General features: G+C 42.8%; 23 protein-coding genes. 18 read left to right on the top strand and 5 right to left on the bottom strand.

All coding sequences use genetic code 11. The annotated features are described in order from the left end of the window. Positions 1-36: 36 nt before the first annotated feature. Together LCL96_RS19225 and LCL96_RS19220 are read right to left on the bottom strand one after the other, a co-directional pair. Complete coding sequence (locus tag LCL96_RS19225; protein WP_224944293.1) at positions 37-441, bottom strand: carboxymuconolactone decarboxylase family protein; 405 nt, start codon at positions 439-441, stop codon at positions 37-39. A gap of 103 nt (positions 442-544) precedes the next feature. Then, the gene (locus LCL96_RS19220; protein ID WP_224944278.1) at positions 545-1420 is read right to left on the bottom strand and encodes a LysR family transcriptional regulator; all 876 of its coding nucleotides are present in this window, start codon (positions 1418-1420) and stop codon (positions 545-547) included. Between the two features lie 187 nt (positions 1421-1607). On the opposite strand from LCL96_RS19220, the gene LCL96_RS19215 reads away from it, so the two are divergent. The 18 genes from LCL96_RS19215 to gvpU all read left to right on the top strand — a co-directional run bounded on the left by LCL96_RS19215 (position 1608) and on the right by gvpU (position 13235). After that, a complete protein-coding gene (locus LCL96_RS19215) occupies positions 1608-2894 on the top strand; it encodes a GntP family permease (protein WP_224944276.1) in 1287 nt (428 codons plus the stop codon). A 21-nt stretch (positions 2895-2915) separates the two neighbouring features. Next, positions 2916-3692, top strand: coding sequence for a 3-hydroxybutyrate dehydrogenase (locus tag LCL96_RS19210; protein WP_224944273.1), 777 nt, complete (start codon positions 2916-2918; stop codon positions 3690-3692). 543 nt (positions 3693-4235) lie between these two features. Then, positions 4236-5414, top strand: a complete 1179-nt coding sequence (locus LCL96_RS19205; protein WP_224944270.1) for a ParM/StbA family protein — start codon at positions 4236-4238, stop codon at positions 5412-5414. A gap of 9 nt (positions 5415-5423) precedes the next feature. Further along, complete coding sequence (locus tag LCL96_RS19200; protein WP_224944268.1) at positions 5424-6017, top strand: ribosomal L1 domain-containing protein; 594 nt, start codon at positions 5424-5426, stop codon at positions 6015-6017. Positions 6018-6377: 360 nt separating this feature from the next. After that, complete coding sequence (gene gvpA, locus LCL96_RS19195) at positions 6378-6638, top strand: gas vesicle structural protein GvpA (protein WP_224944266.1); 261 nt, start codon at positions 6378-6380, stop codon at positions 6636-6638. A 50-nt stretch (positions 6639-6688) separates the two neighbouring features. Then, on the top strand, positions 6689-7174 hold the full coding sequence (gvpT, locus tag LCL96_RS19190; RefSeq protein ID WP_224944264.1) for a GvpT/GvpP family gas vesicle accessory protein: 486 nt from the start codon (positions 6689-6691) through the stop codon (positions 7172-7174). A gap of 27 nt (positions 7175-7201) precedes the next feature. Beyond that, positions 7202-7663, top strand: coding sequence for a gas vesicle protein GvpQ (gene gvpQ / locus LCL96_RS19185; RefSeq protein ID WP_224944262.1), 462 nt, complete (start codon positions 7202-7204; stop codon positions 7661-7663). Between the two features lie 21 nt (positions 7664-7684). Further along, a complete protein-coding gene (gene gvpJ / locus LCL96_RS19180; protein ID WP_034764908.1) occupies positions 7685-7945 on the top strand; it encodes a gas vesicle protein GvpJ in 261 nt (86 codons plus the stop codon). Between the two features lie 88 nt (positions 7946-8033). Further along, a complete protein-coding gene (gene gvpO, locus LCL96_RS19175) occupies positions 8034-8300 on the top strand; it encodes a gas vesicle protein GvpO (protein WP_224944260.1) in 267 nt (88 codons plus the stop codon). A gap of 27 nt (positions 8301-8327) precedes the next feature. Then, a complete protein-coding gene (gene gvpN, locus LCL96_RS19170; RefSeq protein ID WP_224944258.1) occupies positions 8328-9251 on the top strand; it encodes a gas vesicle protein GvpN in 924 nt (307 codons plus the stop codon). A gap of 11 nt (positions 9252-9262) precedes the next feature. After that, positions 9263-10030 (top strand): GvpL/GvpF family gas vesicle protein, encoded by a 768-nt coding sequence (locus LCL96_RS19165; RefSeq protein ID WP_397550614.1) that lies wholly within the window; start codon positions 9263-9265, stop codon positions 10028-10030. Further along, a complete protein-coding gene (locus LCL96_RS19160; RefSeq protein WP_224944255.1) occupies positions 10030-10284 on the top strand; it encodes a gas vesicle protein GvpG in 255 nt (84 codons plus the stop codon). The genes LCL96_RS19165 and LCL96_RS19160 overlap by 1 nt, the downstream gene beginning before the upstream one ends. Before the next feature lie 10 nt (positions 10285-10294). Beyond that, positions 10295-11101, top strand: coding sequence for a GvpL/GvpF family gas vesicle protein (locus LCL96_RS19155; RefSeq protein ID WP_224944252.1), 807 nt, complete (start codon positions 10295-10297; stop codon positions 11099-11101). A gap of 23 nt (positions 11102-11124) precedes the next feature. Then, the gene (locus LCL96_RS19150; RefSeq protein ID WP_034764922.1) at positions 11125-11400 is read left to right on the top strand and encodes a gas vesicle protein; all 276 of its coding nucleotides are present in this window, start codon (positions 11125-11127) and stop codon (positions 11398-11400) included. Beyond that, positions 11366-11650: a gas vesicle protein K gene (locus LCL96_RS19145; protein WP_224944241.1), complete on the top strand. Its 285-nt coding sequence runs from the start codon at positions 11366-11368 to the stop codon at positions 11648-11650. Before LCL96_RS19150 ends, LCL96_RS19145 begins: the two co-directional genes overlap by 35 nt. Positions 11651-11672: 22 nt before the next feature. Beyond that, positions 11673-12002, top strand: coding sequence for a gas vesicle protein (gvpJ, locus tag LCL96_RS19140; RefSeq protein ID WP_224944528.1), 330 nt, complete (start codon positions 11673-11675; stop codon positions 12000-12002). A 15-nt stretch (positions 12003-12017) separates the two neighbouring features. Beyond that, on the top strand, positions 12018-12821 hold the full coding sequence (gvpT, locus tag LCL96_RS19135; RefSeq protein WP_224944240.1) for a YtxH domain-containing protein: 804 nt from the start codon (positions 12018-12020) through the stop codon (positions 12819-12821). Positions 12822-12839: 18 nt separating this feature from the next. Next, positions 12840-13235, top strand: a complete 396-nt coding sequence (gvpU, locus tag LCL96_RS19130) for a gas vesicle accessory protein GvpU (RefSeq protein ID WP_224944239.1) — start codon at positions 12840-12842, stop codon at positions 13233-13235. Positions 13236-13366: 131 nt separating this feature from the next. On the opposite strand, the gene LCL96_RS19125 is transcribed toward gvpU, so the two are convergent. The 3 genes from LCL96_RS19125 to LCL96_RS19115 form a co-directional block, all read right to left on the bottom strand. Next, complete coding sequence (locus tag LCL96_RS19125) at positions 13367-15139, bottom strand: metallophosphoesterase family protein (protein WP_224944238.1); 1773 nt, start codon at positions 15137-15139, stop codon at positions 13367-13369. Between the two features lie 153 nt (positions 15140-15292). Next, positions 15293-16648, bottom strand: coding sequence for a GntP family permease (locus LCL96_RS19120; RefSeq protein WP_224944237.1), 1356 nt, complete (start codon positions 16646-16648; stop codon positions 15293-15295). 15 nt (positions 16649-16663) lie between these two features. Next, the gene (locus LCL96_RS19115; protein WP_224944235.1) at positions 16664-17800 is read right to left on the bottom strand and encodes a glycerate kinase; all 1137 of its coding nucleotides are present in this window, start codon (positions 17798-17800) and stop codon (positions 16664-16666) included. Between the last annotated feature and the right edge of the window lie 99 nt (positions 17801-17899).

Genomic DNA, 17899 nt, shown 5'->3' with positions numbered 1-17899 from the left:
AATTGAAGAGGCCGGATGGAATTACCCGGCCTCAGTCTATTCATGTTGTTCTTCTTCACGAATAGCGAATACTTTCTTCGCAACCGTCAGGGCATTGAGGATGCGTGGAAAGCCTGTATAAGGAATCAGATGGGTGATGCTTTCAACGATCTCCTCCTTCGATAGTCCAGCAGTCAACCCCGTATTGATATGAAGCTCAAGCTGAGGCTCCGTACCTTGTGTCACAAGTGATGAAATGGTAATGAGCGCACGCTGCTTATTGGTCAATCCAGGACGCGAATAAATATCGCCGTACGCAAATTCAATGATGTATTTACCGACATCAGGAGCGATATCTTCCAATGCTTCTGATATCTTCAAGTGTGTTGAAATCTCTTTATTATCTGAAAGTGTGTATTCCATCAGTTTGTCTAATCCGTGTTGATATCTGCTTTCATTCATTGTATATACCTCCTGTAAATGTGCTACAGGATATACTATATCGTTGTGTAACTTATGCGTAAAATACATATTAATTATTGTTAGTATGCAATTTGGTTATAGTTTATCGATTGTCCAGCATCTTCTTGAATTCACGGACTGCAAAGGATTCATATCGTCCTTTTTTTGTGATGATTCCCAAGTTCCACGGAACGGTCGGATTCACAATGGGAATGGATTTAACCACACGCTGGTCCACTTTTTTAGAGATGGATTGAGGAAAGATCGAAATGCCGAGATTCTGGCCGATCATTTCCCCTATGAAGTCCCATTGTGAGCTTTCGTAGGCGATCTTCGGATAGAAGCCCGCTTTTCGGCACTCTTCAATGATTTTGTCGTGAAGGGCAAAATCTTCACTGAAAAGGATGAAATCCTCATCATGTAATTCCCTCATTTCCACCTTTTCTTTCCCGGCTAACGGGTGAGAGTGGTGGACAAATAACATGTGCTTCTCGGAAACGAACGGTACGACATCAAACTGCTCTTCATCCATTGGTAAGACTACAACTCCCAGGTCGAGCATCCCATCCCTCACTTCTTCTTCCACCTTATTCGCCCCATATTCGTTCAGCTGAATTTGGACGTCAGGAAACAACGTCTTAAATTGTTTGATGATGCTCGGGAAAAATAAAAACCCGATCAGCGGAGGAATTCCGATTTTAATTTTCCCTTTCTTCAGGTTCATCAAGTCATAAAGGTGAGTGGACAAATGATCAAGAGATTCAAGGATCACCTGTCCCTGCTCATAAACGATTTCGCCTGCTTCTGTCAATTCGATTTGACGGGCGGATCGGTCGATGAGCTCCATCTCCAGTTCATCTTCAAGGCTCCGGACCATTTTACTGAGAGTAGGCTGTGATAGATGCAGCACATTTGAAGCCTTCGTAAAGCTTTTATATTTCGCCACTTCATTGAAGTAGGTGAGCTGTCGTATATCCAATGGTATCTCTCCTTTTTAATCTATAACTTTTTTGCATAACATCCATAGTTTTAATTCATTTTACTTATTTATAGGAGAAGAGTAAACTTTCTTACGTCAAAAAATTTACTAGTTAACGTTGAAAGAGTGAAGCGGAATCATGTAGCGCACTCTCTCTTTTTGTTTTCGTTAGAAGGGTGGAAAGAAGTTGTTTAGTATTTTAATTGGTCTGGTGCTCTTGATGGTCTTTGCTTATCTTGGCTGGTCCATCATTTGGATTGCACCGATCGTCGCAGGTATTGTCGCGTTCATGAGCGGTATGGATCTAATGGATGCGTACACCGACACCTATATGTCGGGATTTGTTCATTTCGCCAAGCAGTGGTTCCCCATCTTCTTATTAGGAGCCGTCTTTGGGAAATTGATGGAGGATACGGGGGCAGCCAAATCCGTCGCCTATCAAATTACTAAAATGATAGGGGAGAAGCGTGCAATTCTGGGTGTTTTGGTCGCTTCGGCTGTTCTGACTTACGGAGGCGTGAGTCTTTTTGTCGTTGTGTTTGCGATCTATCCCATCGCTCTCGCTTTATTTAGAAAAGCCGATATTTCAAGAAAGCTCATTGCGCCGACCATCGTCCTTGGTGCATTCACGTTCACCATGACAGCCGTTCCCGGAACACCACAAATACAGAACTTAATCCCAATGAAGACGTTCCATACGTCACCGATGGCAGGTTCATGGATGGGAATCGTAGCATCGCTCATCATGGCTGTAGGGGGATATCTTTGGCTTGTAGGAAGGCAGAAAAAGATGGCCGCAAGAGGAGATACATTCAAAGAAATCAATCGTCCAGGATCTGAGGCGGAGAAAGATCAACAAGTGTTGCCAAATTGGATCATTTCCCTATTGCCATTACTTCTCGTCGTTGTGTTATTGAACGGTATTAAGCTGGACGCCATCTCTTCATTATTGGCAGGAATTATCTTGATACTCCTAATGAATGTTAAACGGTACAAGAAATTTATCCCGTCCATCAATGAAGGGGCAAAAGGCTCTGTGATGGCTATTATTAATACCAGTGCTGCAGTAGGGTTCGGTGCAGTCGTGACAAGTGTCCCTGACTTCGACCGAATCACGGATCTTTTATTGGGGATCTCATCAAATCCCTTGATCTCTGAGTCATTGATTGTACAGATTCTTGCCATGATTACCGGTTCTGCATCAGGGGGAATGGGAATTGCCATGCAGGCACTCGGTGATACCTATTATCAACTGTCACAATCGACGGGAATCAGTCCGGAAGCTTTTCACCGCATGGCTTCCATTGCCTCCGGGGCATCGATCCTGCCTCACAACGGGGCATTACTGACGTTGTTGGCAGTGACAAATGTAACGCATAAAGATTGTTATAAAGATGTGTTTATTGTGGGCCTTGTAATCCCGACCATTGCAGTCATTGCCGGGATCATCATGGCTAGTATAGGACTTATCTAACTATTAAAGGAGTGTTTTACATTGGTAGAAAATAAAGTGGTTGTCATTACAGGTTCAGCAAGCGGCATTGGCTTTGAATTAGGGAAATCCTATGCTGAAAACGGAAGTAAAGTAGTACTGACTGATTTAAATGAAGAAGGCGTTAAGAAAGCAGCAGAAAATCTTAAAGAACTTGGATATGAAGCGATCGGACTTAAAGCCGACGTCACAAGTGAAGAGGATATTAAGAACATGATCGATAAGGCATACCAACAATATGGACGAATCGATGTACTGGTGAACAATGCTGGATTACAGCATGTGTCTCCAATTGAAGAATTCCCTACAGCCAAATTTGAGCTCATGATTAAGATCATGCTTACGGCCCCTTTTATCGCTATCAAGCACGTTCTGCCAATTATGAAAGAACAGAAATTTGGCCGTATCATTAATGTTTCTTCCATCAACGGCTTAGTAGGTTTTGCCGGAAAAGCTGCTTACAACAGTGCGAAACACGGTGTGATTGGATTAACGAAAGTGGCTGCTCTCGAATCGGCTCCTTATGGGGTTACAGTGAACTCCATTTGTCCTGGTTATGTTGATACACCTCTTGTAAGAGGACAACTGAAGGACATCGCCACTACACGCAACGTTCCATTAGAAAAAGTCTTGGAAGAGGTTATTTATCCTTTAGTCCCTCAAAAGCGTCTGTTGGATGTCAGTGAGATTGCGGATTATGCCATGTTCCTGTCCAGTGACCAAGCGAAAAGTGTGACCGGTCAGGCAGTTGTCATTGACGGCGGCTATACAGCACAATAGTGAATTTTTGAATGGCTTCGGCATGCTAAATGCTGAAGTCTTTTTCATTTATTCACCTTTAGGAGATCCTACGCATAACCGGACACTTTCATTTACCACTCTTTCTTCTCCAAATTTATTTGAAAAAATAATGTCTTGTTCCATTTTTCTTGTCCTTCACCTTTTTTGTTTTTCTTATTTCGTCATGATTTTTTGCTAAAAAAAGGTAGATTCCTAGTTTTAAAGAGTAGTAGTGAGAGCATCATTCGTAATGGAAATATGTAAAAATATGATAGTTTACAATTTTGTATACTTGTAAACAAATATGTACACAATTGTATACAATAAAGTATACATGTACACAAACAAGTACACATGTTGAATTAAAGGGATGTGTACAAATAATGTATACAAAGATACAAAAATGTATACATGTGCTCTCTCTGTGGGGATCCATAATCGATAGAAAAGTAGGATTGACCAGAGACAAGAAATTGTTTAATCTGGAAGTAAGAGTTGAAATTTTTTGACAAATTCTCACTCATGAATGAAAGGATGATTTTAATGACGAATTCTCGAATTGCAGCCATTGATGTTGGTAATGATTCTTTAAAAGGTATTTTTGGGAAAATGGACGCTGAGGTGAATATTCCGAACGTCATCGCACGGGATATTGAAGATCGTCCGATCATCGGGATTGAGGAACTGGATACACAAGACCCACTAGACGGCATACATATCCGTGTCCACTCCCCTGCTCTGAAAGACAACAATGCAATTTATCGTGTAGGTAATCTTGCAACAAAGAGCAATAACTCGACTGAACTTGATCCGGGTAGCAGTAAATCAGAAGAAGATCAAACACTGATCATGCTGTTTGCTTCCATCGCTCTTGATGCAGCACGGAACGATTCTAATTTTAAAAAGAATAATAATGTAATAGAAGCAAACTATACGCTCGGAACAGGTCTTCCCCTCCGTGAAGTAAAGGAAGGGAAAGATGTTGGTTACCGCTCAAGATTATTAGGTTCGGTACACCAGGTCGAGTTCCTTGTCACTCCTCGTTATCAAGGAATCAAAGTAAATATTAAATTTGATGAAGTGAAGGTGTATCCTGAAGGATTTGCTGCTTTTATCAACCTTGTAATGGATAATAATTCTAATATCATCAATAAAGATTTGGTAGATAAGCGAATCTTGATTCAGGATATTGGAGGATTATCAACAGATATCGCGGTCATTAAGGATCGCAAGGTAGACGACGATAAAGCCCAAGGATTTAATTTGGGTGTGTCTGAATCACTTGAATTAATCCGGGAGGAAATCCGCTCGAGACACGGTATAGAGCTTGACAGCCGACGCGATGTGGTTGAAATCATCACAAAGAAAAATGATCGAAATCACATTATGGTCAAAGGAAGTCGTACAAGCGTCCACGATATCGTCGACCGTATCATGCTTGAACTTGCTAAGAAGCAATACCGCCACCTGCGTAATATGTGGCAAAAGAACTCCCAGACGGAAATCTGCTACTTCATCGGCGGTGGATCAAGCGTCCTGAAGGAGTATATCAAAACGCTTAATAACAATCTTGACGGGTACAATATCGACTTCTTTGAAGATGAGAAGGAAAGCATTTGGATGATGGCCAATGCCTACTATAAGCTGATTGCGGACTTCTTAAGAAAAACGCAAAAACAACAAACCCAAAAAGAAGAACAAAAATTAGCGAAAACCAAATAGGGTGATGGTATGAAAGAAAAAGGGATGTCGAGGGGACAGCCGATAACGTTTCGTCTCCCTTCTGATACACCTGATCATGTTTTAAAGCATCTACAAAAGCTTAAGGAAACGGAAAAACGAAATTTTTCCAGTAAGATTGCAGAGCTTGTACTGAATGGTGTGAATGACACGATTGCAAAGAGGCGGGAAGCGATTACGATTCCCCTTCCCAAGGGGTTGGATAAGTCCCAACGTGATTGGTTAAAACATGAACATTCTGAAGCGCTCTTAGGGAGTATTGTGTATCAACTGCTTTCAAATCCGGTTCGTACAGCCTCCCTGCTTGCTTCCTTAAGCAGTAACTCGTTGGATATTGATGAAGCCCTCTATCTTCAGGAAGAATCTGCAGCAAGTCATGATACTAGTAGGGAATGGTCCCTTGATCAAGTGGTGGATGATACACCAGATGAAGAAATAGATGAGCGTTCTTATTCTACTGATGAAGAATTGGACAACTTTGACTGGGACAGTGCCATGAAACCCCAGGAAACGGTTAAGGAAGAACCAAAAGAAGAATCGCTGGACGATTTGTTAGGCGATTTCCTTGCCCAAATGAATAAATGAAATAAGAATCTGAAGCGTTTTAAGCTTCGGGTTCTTTTTCGTTTAAGAGAAAAAGTCCTCAATGCCCCATCTTTTTCAAAGCACACTTCCCTTCTTTATACAACCATCTATTAAAGTGAGAAACTGTAATCAATTTGTCTTATTTGAATTATTTTTTCTACCCCAAGTCCACAAGTTTATATGTCTCTAAGAAACAAATGTTACAGAGCGTCTTCCATTGATTAAAACATGTATAAAAAATGGCAGTTTATTTCAAATGATTCCCATGACCTAGTTTATGCATGGCCACAATCGAGGTAAACACCGATTAAACAGAATAGAAGCGTGTCATTGGCAAAACCATTATAGAGGAGAGATTCGATGAGTATTCAAAAAAGTAATGACAGCTCAAGTCTCGCGGAAGTAATTGATAGAATCCTGGATAAAGGAATCGTCATTGATGCATTTGCCCGGGTTTCCTTGGTAGGAATCGAGATTCTGACAGTGGAAGCTAGAGTCGTCATTGCAAGTGTGGATACGTGGTTACGATATGCAGAAGCCGTTGGGCTTTTGAGGGATGAGGTCCAGGAAGAGGGTCTCTCAAAGCAGGAAAATGAAAGAGGAACAGCATTCAGCATTTAAACAAGTAAATCAAATATAGTTTTACTAATTTAGTAGAAAAGAGGATGAATATGTCAGAAGTGAAGAGCAGTCAACAAGTAGAAGAAACGAACGCGGCAGAAGAAAAGCAGGCAAGCGAAAGCAGACCATCCATGAATTATGCGATTATCGGCGGAGTGGTTGGAGCAGGAATAGGATTGTTATCCAACCCCGGAACAGGAAAGAAGGTAGTGGACAGCCTGGGCAAATCAGACGTAATGAAAGCAGCCAGTAAAGAACTGCGGAGATCGGCACAGGAATTCCTGACTGAACAAGCGATTATTACACTGCGACAATCGGCTACAGGATATATGAGTAAGCTCGAAGGAGGATTACTTTCTCCTAAGAAGAAAAAGGAAGAGTCATCGGAAACGAACGAATCCAAAGCTGAACATAGCGGAAATTCAAACAATCAATCAGAGGAACTGGAAGAAATCAAAGAAGAAAACAAACATTTAAATGAACGATTAGAACGCATCGAGGAAATGCTTAACAGCCTTGTGGAATCTAAGAAATAACATCGAGCCTTCCGAAGGGGGAATTGAATGGGTAAGCCGGTAAAAAAAGCAGTTGGCAAGATGGCAAAAAAAGCCCTGGATCATGCTCCTGAATCCCTTAAGGACACAATCAAAGAAAAAGCAAAAGAAAAATTTGTCGAAAACGTTGAAGAAGGCATGCAATCAAAAGCAAATGAAGCATCCGAGAAGCTTAAGGACGCGAAAGAAAACAATGCAGCTAATGTTCATAACAAAGCAGAGGAAGCAAAGGAAAAAGTACAGGACGTATTACTTTCGGTACGGGAGAAACTGAGTCATGCAAAAGAAGCCGGTGAAGAATTTCAAAAGAAAATCTCCTCCTCCGATCAAGATCGAACCAAGATAAAAAGTGTAGGCAGTCTTAAAGGAGCAAGCGATATTAAAAGCTCCTTTAATATCAAAAGCTCTACAGAAATTAAAAGTTCAGAAAATATAAAATCTTCTAAAGACATTAAGACAATCAGCTCTTAAGCACCGAAAGGAGAATGAAAGATGGCTATTCAAAAAAGTAACAACAGCTCAAGTTTGGCAGAAGTCATTGACCGGATTCTTGATAAAGGTATTGTCATCGATGCCTTTGCAAGAGTATCAGTTGTAGGGATTGAAATTCTAACGGTAGAGGCTAGGGTTGTCATTGCCAGCGTGGATACATGGTTGCGTTATGCAGAGGCAGTGGGGCTTCTTCGTGATGATGTCGAAGAAAATGGACTTGCTACTCAACAAAATGAAAGAAGCTCCCAGTTTAGCATTTAGATAGACACGGGGAGCGACTGCATCAGGAATGAGAAAGTGTTTTGAAGGGGAACTAAACGGTCCCCTTTCAAAACAGTAGGAGGCGACTATGGTTATCAAGGAAATCATGAATAGTGTAACGGATTTCTTCAATGAACATGTGGCTCCAGTCCATAAGATTACGTCAGTGGAATTAACGGAAGACGAAGGCTGGAAGCTTCAAGTAGAGGTCATTGAAGAAAAAGAATATATGAAGAAATATGCAAAGGATGAGATGCTCGGCACGTATGATGTCATCCTCAATAAAGACAAGGAAGTCACATCATTTAAGAGACGGGATATCCGCTACAGAAGTGCCATTGGACAGGAAATGTAGTGGTGAGTGAGTAGGAGGGAATGGTACGTGACGGTCTTAACAAAACGGGTCAAAAAGGATAGCAGGGCACTCATTCAAGACGATGAAACGAAAGAATTGCTTTCGCGTTCATTGCAATACCTGAAAGCTGGATATCCTGTACATTTTACAGGTCCTTCCGGAGCCGGGAAAACCTCTCTGGCACTCGCACTTGCAAAGAAGAGGAAAAGACCGGTTATGCTCATGCACGGAAACCACGAACTGAATAATAAAGACTTAATCGGTGATTTCACCGGCTATACAAGCAAAAAGGTCGTCGATCAATATGTCCGATCTGTATATAAAAAGGATGAAAGCGTAACAGAGACATGGAGGGACGGACGTTTACTGGAAGCGGTCAAGAACGGCTATACACTTGTATACGATGAATTTACACGATCACAGCCTACAACGAATAATATCTTCCTTTCTATTTTAGAAGAAGGAGTTATTCCATTATACGGATCAAAGCTCACTGAACCTTTCATTAGGGTGCATCCGGAATTTTCCATCATTTTCACTAGTAACCCTGCAGAATATGCAGGGGTTTATCAAACACAGGATGCTCTTCTAGATCGGTTGATTACGATTAACGTAGATTATAAGGAACCTGAGCAAGAAGCAATGATCGTATCAGAAAAAGCAAACCTGGTCATGAGCGAAGCAAGAGCCATCACCACACTCATTTCTACTCTGCGTGATCAATGTTCGAAAGATACGAACGGACCAAGCTTGCGGGCTTCCTTGATGATCGCAAGGCTTGCCATTGAATCTGACATTCCCATAGACGGTAAGAATCCTGATTTTCAACGTCTATGTATCGATATAGCAGCACAAAGTGTCAGTCGATGTATCGACGGCAAAGACCCTCAACAAAAAGCGGAAAAATTAATCATAGATGCATGTAAACAAATGAAGGTATCTGAGGAATAAAGGAGAGTTTTATGATGAGTCAGGAAGAAACGGGAATCTATATATTTTGTGCCATTCAGACAGACAAAGATGATCAATTTGGTTCTATTGAAATAGAAGGCGAAGAACGGGAGACGTTCACGATCAGGTACAAGGATGCCGCAATGGTAGCAGCGGAAGTACCGATGAAAATCTATCATCCAAAGAAGCAGAATCTTCTTATGCACCAAGGGGCGGTCTCGCGGGTGATGGATCAAAAGGATACGGTCATACCAATCAGCTTTGGAAATGTTTTTAAATCAAAGGACGATGTAGCAGCCTTACTTGAAAACCTTTACCCCCAATTCGAAACTCTATTTCCGGCCATCAAGGGGAAAATTGAGTTAGGCCTGAAGGTGATCGGTAAAAAAGAATGGCTGGAAGCGATGGTCAAAGACAACCCGCAGGTAGAGAAAATGGCATCATCGGTTAAAGGGAAATCGGAATCTGCCGGCTATTATGACCGCATACAGCTTGGAGGGATGGCACAGAAGCTATTTGCGGGCCTCCAACATGAGGTGAAGCAGGATGTCTTTACTCCACTTGAAGAAACAGCTGTATCAGCAAAGGCGAATGACCCTTCCAGTGAGAAGATGCTGCTTAACGCCTCCTTTCTTATTGATCGTGAACAAGAGGAACAATTCGATCAGAAGGTCAATGAAGCACATGAACAATGGAAGGATAAGGTTGAATTTCATTACAGCGGCCCGTGGCCAGCTTACAATTTCGTCAACATCCGATTAAAGGTGGAGGAAGGCTGATGATTCATAAATTGGTGAGCGCACCAATTAATCTGGTCATTAAAGTCGGAGAAAAGATCAAAGAAGAAGCGGATAAAGAATTATTCGACCTTCCTACCATTCAACAAAAATTGATTCAGCTTCAAATGATGTATGAATTAGGGGAAATCCCTGAAGAAGCATTCCAGGAAAAAGAAGATGAGCTCTTAGCAAGATATGAAATGGCGAAACAAATGGAAATGGAGCAATGGGAAGAATTAACGAAAAAGAAATAAGGGTGATCAGATGAGCGATTTACTTTATCTATATGGCTTAATTCCAACAGAAGAAGCAAATAAAGAAACCCTGCCCCCCATGAAGGGGTTTGATGGAGAAGGAGAACTGTATACGATACAAATTGAAGATGTAACCGCCATTGTCTGTGACCTTCCATCCGATGACTACTCGGAGGAGTCAATTAAGGAAAAAGTCGATAATGACATGGACTGGCTTCAGGAAAAGGCCTTTCATCACCACGAAACCGTATTGATGGTGTCGAAACTCTATACCATCATCCCCCTTAAGTTTTGTACTTTGTACAAAAATGAGGAGAGTCTGAAAAGCACGATTAAAGGTAACCGAAACAAGCTTGATACGACGTTTAAACAACTGGATGGGAATGAAGAATGGAATGTCAAAATCTACTGTGACGATAAGCTGTTGAAAAAGCAGGTAAGCGAAAGCAATCCGTCCATTGAAGCCAAAAGACAGGAAATCAGTGACTTACCAAAGGGCAGGCAGTTTTTTGAAAAGAAAAAGATCGATCAGCTGATCGACAGGGAACTGGAAAACGAGAAAAACCGCCTCTGTGAAGAGGTTCATGAAAAACTGAAAGAGCACTCGATCTATGGAAACATTAAAAAAAATTGGAGCAAAGACGTTACGGGACGACAGGAACATATGGCATGGAACAGTGTATTCCTCCTTCCGGTTTCCAATGTGGGTGAATTTGTAGAGGAAATCAAGCAATACGAAGAAGAACTGGGACAAGCCGGCTGGAAAATCGAAGCTTCAGGACCTTGGCCACCCTATCATTTTTCTAGTTTTTCTTAACCAACTAATAAGGAATGAGAAATATGACTGTAAGAGAATCGATCGAGAACAAAGATATAGCCCTTATTGATATTTTAGATGTCATTCTCGATAAAGGTGTGGCGATAAAGGGAGATTTGATCATATCCATTGCAGGGGTCGACCTCGTATATCTGGATTTGCGGGTATTGATTTCTTCAGTTGAAACTTTAGTTCAGCATAAGCAGGGAACGCGTAAAACGGTCACGTCCGACCAATTTGATCAAGAAAGGGAGGGATTGATCCATGCAACAGGCCAGCGGGACAAATGGGCGAATTAATTTCGATCCGGATAAAGCAGAGCAAGGCTTGGCACAGCTAGTTTTGACCGTCGTGGAACTGTTAAGGCAAATTGTCGAGCGGCATGCTATGCGACGTGTAGAAGGCGGTACATTAACGGATGAACAAGTAGAGAACCTGGGGATCGCCCTTATGAACTTAGAAGAAAAAATGGAAGAGTTAAAAGAGGTATTCGGTCTTGATGCTGATGACTTGAATATAGATCTTGGCCCTTTAGGAAGCTTGATGTAATAGCGGTTAGGGAGGTTACATGATGGGAATGGAGCATCCGGTACAATCCAATACAATTGTGGATGTATTAGAAAAGATTCTGGATAAAGGTGTAGTCGTGGCAGGAGATATTACGGTGGGTATCGCCGATGTCGAGCTGCTGACAATCAAAATCCGCTTAATTGTTGCCTCTGTAGATAAAGCAAAGGAAATAGGAATGGACTGGTGGGAAAATGATCCCTATTTAAGTTCAAAAGCGGCAGATAACAACACGAAAGCCCTTGAAGAAGAAAACAAGAAACTACAGGAACGATTGGAATCACTTGAAAAGAAACTGGATACAAACCGCCTTAACCCGGCGGATACAAACTAATTGGAGGTTTTACAAATGGCAGAAAAAAATAATACGCAAACAACAGTTGAGAATCAAGGACAAGAAAAGAATCCTACGAATGAGAACAAACCAAGAAGAAGCGGCCCGATCAAGAGGACAGTGGCAGGAAGTCTCCTCGGAGCAACAGTGGGCTATTTAGCAACACCTGAAAACGGGAAAAAACTTCTGGATCGTATCGATCAGGAGAAAATTAAAAGCAAGAGCTTAGACTTCGGAAAAGCAGCAAAAGAAAAATCGAGAAAAGCCGCTGTCACACTAAAATCATCTACAGCGAGCCTATTCAAGCGTGATAGGGACGAGGAAGCATCTGATGATACAGAAACAGCTGTAAATACGACAGAAACGAACCAATCAGAACAAGACTCCAACCAAGACTATGAAGCTCTTAAACAAGAAAATGAAGAACTTCAGAATCGCCTGCAGCAATTAGAAGAAAAAATGAATCAAATTGCTGCAGCCCGTGAGGATGAAGATGATGAAGAGGAAGACGAAGACGAAGAAGAGGAAAAAGAAACTTCTTCTAGAAAGAAATCGTCAAAGAAATCCAAAGAAACGGCGACAGATGAAGAGGATGACGACGAGGAAGAAGACGATGATGATGATGATGATGAAGATAACGACGATGAGGAAGAAGCATCAAGCAAAAAGAAATCAAACAGCAAGTCAACAAAAGGAAAGAAACGATCCACACGTAAGAGCAGTGCTAAAAGTAAAAAAACGGCCAAAAAAGATGATGATTCAAGCGAAGATCAAGAAGAAGACACAACACTCTCTACGGAGGATGACACAGTAGCTTAACGAAAGGGAGATGTGATCATGAGTTCAGGACCAGAAAAGGACAGCATCTTAGAATTTTTTGTGCAAGCTTCAAATAAACATGACTTTTCATTAGACATCACGTTAAACGTCGCTGGAGCCGTCATAACGGGTACTCTCGTTTCTGCGAAGGAATACTTCGACTCGTTAAGCGAAACCTTTGAGGACGGCAGTGACGTGGCTCAGAAGCTGAGTGAGGAGCTTGCCAAGGCAGGAGAGTCAGTAGAAGAGAATCAAAGCGCTGAAGCCAACTTCATTCATTTGAAGAATACAAAGGTATATTGTGGCGACAGCAAGCCTACCCCTTCCAAAGGGAAAATTATGTGGCGAGGGAAAATCGGTGAGGTAGACGGTTTTTTCTTAGGGAAAATTGCAGAATCGAAGAGCAGTAAATAATAAAAAGCGACTGAGCTTGGATTCAGTCGCTTTTTGCTATAGTAAGGGGAAATTTATTTCCCGGGCAGTAATCAACTCCAAAATCAAGCCCATTTCCAATAATAGATGGAAATGGGCTTCTAAATGACATCTTATTTTTGAACATTGATGATTTCACTGCTGTTCGGCTCTAAAGTCATCTGTACTTCAATATACTGCTTACCATCTGAAGCGTAGTTTTGTGTGATGCTTCCTTTGGATACGTTATATTTCCCCTCTTTCATGTAAAAAGGAATTGTGACCTGTAAAGGTTTATTTAAACGATTGGTTATATCCACTTGCTGTGAATCAGCATTTCCGTCGTTCGCTTTCAGATAATCTGCGTCAAAGGACATGGTCCCGCCTTCTGTATCGCCGTTTTGGTAAACAGGGATGGAACGATCAGGATCTTCGTAATGGTAGGATGAGATTTGTCCGTCTTGGACGGAAAAGTCTCTAAAGCCTACCCAGGGCTTACCGGATAACTCAATGGCGGTGGTAGTGGTATATAAGATACCCTCCTGCTGGGTTACATCGTCAATATGAGTGTGTCCATGGAGACTGATTGTCACATCATTCGCCTTCATGATATCGATCAATTCTTTGGCGTTTTCCCCGTGCCACTGCTGATCATATTTAATCCCTAATTTTTCACCAAGGATCAGTGTGCTCAAGCGCTGAGGGTCATGCTGTTCATCATATTGCTTCCAGTATTCTTGAACGTCAGGATCGTCTTGAGGCCAAATATCCCTGTCGCGCCATAATGGATTATGGTGTGAAAAGAGGCCGCGGATTTGGTCACTTTGTGCTGTTTTGGCGTTCTCTTGTAGATCTTGTTTTACCCAGTTCAACTGTTCTTCCCGAATCTGGCCGCCCCATGTTGGAACAGAAACCGTACCATTTCCACTTCGGTCAAATTTATCCCAATCGAATGAGTTATATCCGATGAAATGGGCGTAAGGTCCGTAATCGAAGGAGAAATATTGAGGCCCGAAGTACTTTTCCCAATACTTTGCTCCATCCGTCATTGTTGCATCCTGGGCGTAGTAATCATGGTTTCCAGGGACGATATAGACAGGTACATTCAGTTTTTGAAGCATTTTAAAGGTTTCTTCATATTCATAAATATACTCTTGAGGATTTTGTTGACCAAACATTAAATCTCCTGTCAGAACCACAAAATCGGGGTTCTTTAAGTTGACTTCTTTAATCGCTTTCTGCAGATATAACCAGCGTTTGGTTGGGTCCGGATCCCACATGCCGGTTTCCCTTGCCCGGCCTGGCGTTAAGGAAGAGGGATCATCGGTATTTCCAAGGTTACGCGGAGAACCTATATGAGTGTCAGTCAAATGCAAGAAGGAAAAGTTCTTCTTGTACTCGTCGACCACTTTGACAGAATGAGGTTGTTCATCTGTGATTCTTTGTCCGTTCCCGGTATAGGTCACCTCTAAATCATATAATCTCTGTGGAGTCCCCTCAGGAATGGAGACGGTGACATCGACAATGGAAGAGCTGTCCTTCCAATGCGATTGTCCTGGTTGTACAGATTGGACCGGTAATTCGTATTCACTGGTGAGGGAAGAGTGATTCGTTTGCTTTAATTTTACAGACCAAGACCCGGCTTCCTTTCCTTGAGTATCAACCTTTATGGTAAGGGGCTCCCCTTTCTTTTTAATAGCAGGCGTTGCAAATAAAGGATAGATAATCTGATTTACCTTTTCATCAACCGAGATATTTGGCGATTCGTCTAAGTAATGAGTACTGTTCCCGATTCCTCCATCACGCTCGCCAGAAGCACTAAGGGGGTTGTCCAGTGCCTGGGCTGATAGTGGAAGAAGAGAAAATACCAACAGTAGTACGATTCCTTTTTTTAACCAATTCTTCATGATGCTTACCTCCTTTTCTGCCTCAAGAGTATCAGCCTTATGTAAAGGCAGTGTGGAGAGGTGTTTACAGAATGATATCTCTACTATTTACATTTTAATAAAAGAAATCCTCATAAAAAGGGTGCCCCATCATGTGGGACACCCTCTCTATCGTTAAACAAGTATGATCCATAACAATAAAGTAAATACAAGGGCGGTTAACCCTTGAACCAGCGTAGCGGCGGTCTGTGCCTTATAAGCGTCCGTGACCTTCATCCCGCTGAACTGTGTGACAACCCAGAAGTAGCTGTCATTGACATGGCTGACCGTCATGGCACCTGCTCCAATGGACATCACGACTAAAGCAAGCGGCACGGCACCTTCAATCCCCATTTGTGGAAGTAGCGGGGCAATCAGGGAGGAGGTGATGACCAGCGCTGCCGTAGAAGATCCCTGAGCCGATTTTAATAGTGCTGCCACTATAAATGGTATGAGAAGGATAAGGGCACCGGAAAGCAATCCTCCGTCTGCAATTCCTTGAATCATTTCCGCAACGGGAGTCGCCTTAATGACGGAGCCGAACGCCCCACCTGCACCTGTGATCAAAAGAATATTGGTCGCATCTTTCATCCCTTGAGTAACCCAGCCGTTCAAAGTTTCTTCATCCCATTTCGGCATGAGGGCGAATGCCGCCAGGACACCGATGAGTAAGGCTACAACAGGAGATCCGATGAATAAGAGTACATCTGCGGCTCCGCCTTTCCATTGGAAGAAGCTGACGACTGATCCTGCCCCGATCAATAGGATGGGAAGGACAATAGGGGCAAAAGATTTGAACGTAGAAGGAAGTTCTCCGAAGGATTTGACAATCTCATCATAATCCAAGTCCAGCTCATCTTCTCCTTCGATTTCAATTTTATCTGCGACTTTAACCGCCCACAGATAGCCTGCTAGAATTGTAGGAATGGCTACAATGATCCCAATTAAGATAATCGTTCCTAAGTAATCACTCGCACCGATATTCCCGGCTGCGGCAATAGGACCCGGAGTAGGTGGCACGAGGGTATGGGTTGCGTATAGACCCGTTGCCAGGGCAACGGACATGGAGGCAAGAGCCACTTTTGCCCGTTTGGCCAATGCTTTTTTCAAGCTTGAGAGAATGACGTACCCTGAGTCACAGAAGACCGGGATACTGACGATGGCCCCGATAAGGGACATGGCGAGCTGCGGTCTCTTTTCTCCTACTAATCTCAGAACCACTTCTGCCATCCTGAGAGCAGCGCCTGATTTCTCTAAGATTGTTCCGATGATGGTACCTGCTACGATGACGATGCCAATATACCCCATCAGCCCACCGAAGCCGCCGTTGACTGCTTCTACGACTTCATTCAATGGAAGACCAGCGAATATGCCGACTAAGAAAGCTGCAAATAATAACGATAAAAACGGCTGAAGCTTTAATTTAGATGTTGTGAAAATGATGAATCCTACCCCTAAGACAATGACCGTAAATAACCAAATTCCCGACATGAGAAGTTCCCCCTTTTATTTTTCACCCTTTGTTCTGTTCAAAATTCGTGCGATGTTTCTTGTTTCATGGTAAAGAAGTTCCTCGGCCCGGCTGATGCTTTCATCTAAAGACATTGGGCCGATGGCGATGGAGTGACAGCTGTCAAAGTCTCCGTATAAGTTTTGATACCCTTCACCCAAGCTCCCGGCGATAAGGGACACCGGTGTTTGATACTGGTTGGCGATGGAAGCGACATAGGAAGGGAGTTTACCGAACAGTGTTTGATAATCGCTCTGTCCTTCACCGGTGAGCACCCAATCTGCATCCCGAACCGCAGTTGAAAGGCTGGACGCTTCAGCAACGAGCTTCGCACCGGATTCAAGTTTGCCGTTTAGATGAAGGAAGGCGAAGCCCAGCCCTCCGGCTGCGCCGGCACCGTTTGTATCTTTGAAGTCAATCCCTCTAGCCTCTGTAAGCACCTGACTGTAGTGAAGCAGTTGTCGATCGAGCTCCTTCACCTGTTCTTTCGTGGCCCCTTTTTGGGGACCGAATACAGATGAGGCTCCCGTTTCTCCGCATAAAGGGTTTTCGACATCTGATGCAATGTGAAACGTACACTCTTTAACGGCGGGGTGAAGAGTACTCCAATCCACTTTAGAGATGAGTCCAAGATCTCTACCGAAGGACCCGACAGCATCCCCTCGTTCATCATGGAAGGTCACTCCAAGGGATTGGAGCATGCCGAATCCACCATCATTAGTAGAGCTTCCGCCCAGGGCAATAATGAAGTGACGAAAGCCTTTTTCCATGGCTGAGACAATGACTTCCCCGATACCTCGTGACGTTGTGTGGAAGGGATTCCGCTTTTCTTTTGGAACCATGGGTAATCCTGCAATGGAAGCTATTTCAATGACTGCCGTCTTTTGATCTCCCAGTATTCCATACTCAGTGGGGATTTGTTCTCCCAAGGGACCTGTTGCTCTTGTCTTGATTTTCTTCCCTCCCGTAGCATAAATGAGGGTCTCAAGAGTCCCTTCGCCTCCATCGGCCATAGGGAGGACGGTCGTGTTAAACAACGAAGATTCATCCAGGAAGGCTTTCTCCATAATCGTCCCAACCTTAAGGGAACTTAGACTGCCTTTAAATGAATCGGGGGCAATAAGAATATTCATAGCGGCTCCTTTTTTTCAGAAAATAGAATCTATTCTTCTATTAAATCAACTAAAGTAAGCGGTTACAATGTGAGTTCCTCTAAACATTTCTGTATAAAA

The sequence above is a fragment of the Rossellomorea aquimaris genome (assembly GCF_020172085.1).
Lineage (GTDB): Bacteria > Bacillota > Bacilli > Bacillales > Bacillaceae_B > Rossellomorea > Rossellomorea aquimaris_E.
This window is presented reverse-complemented; position numbering and strand designations above follow the sequence as displayed.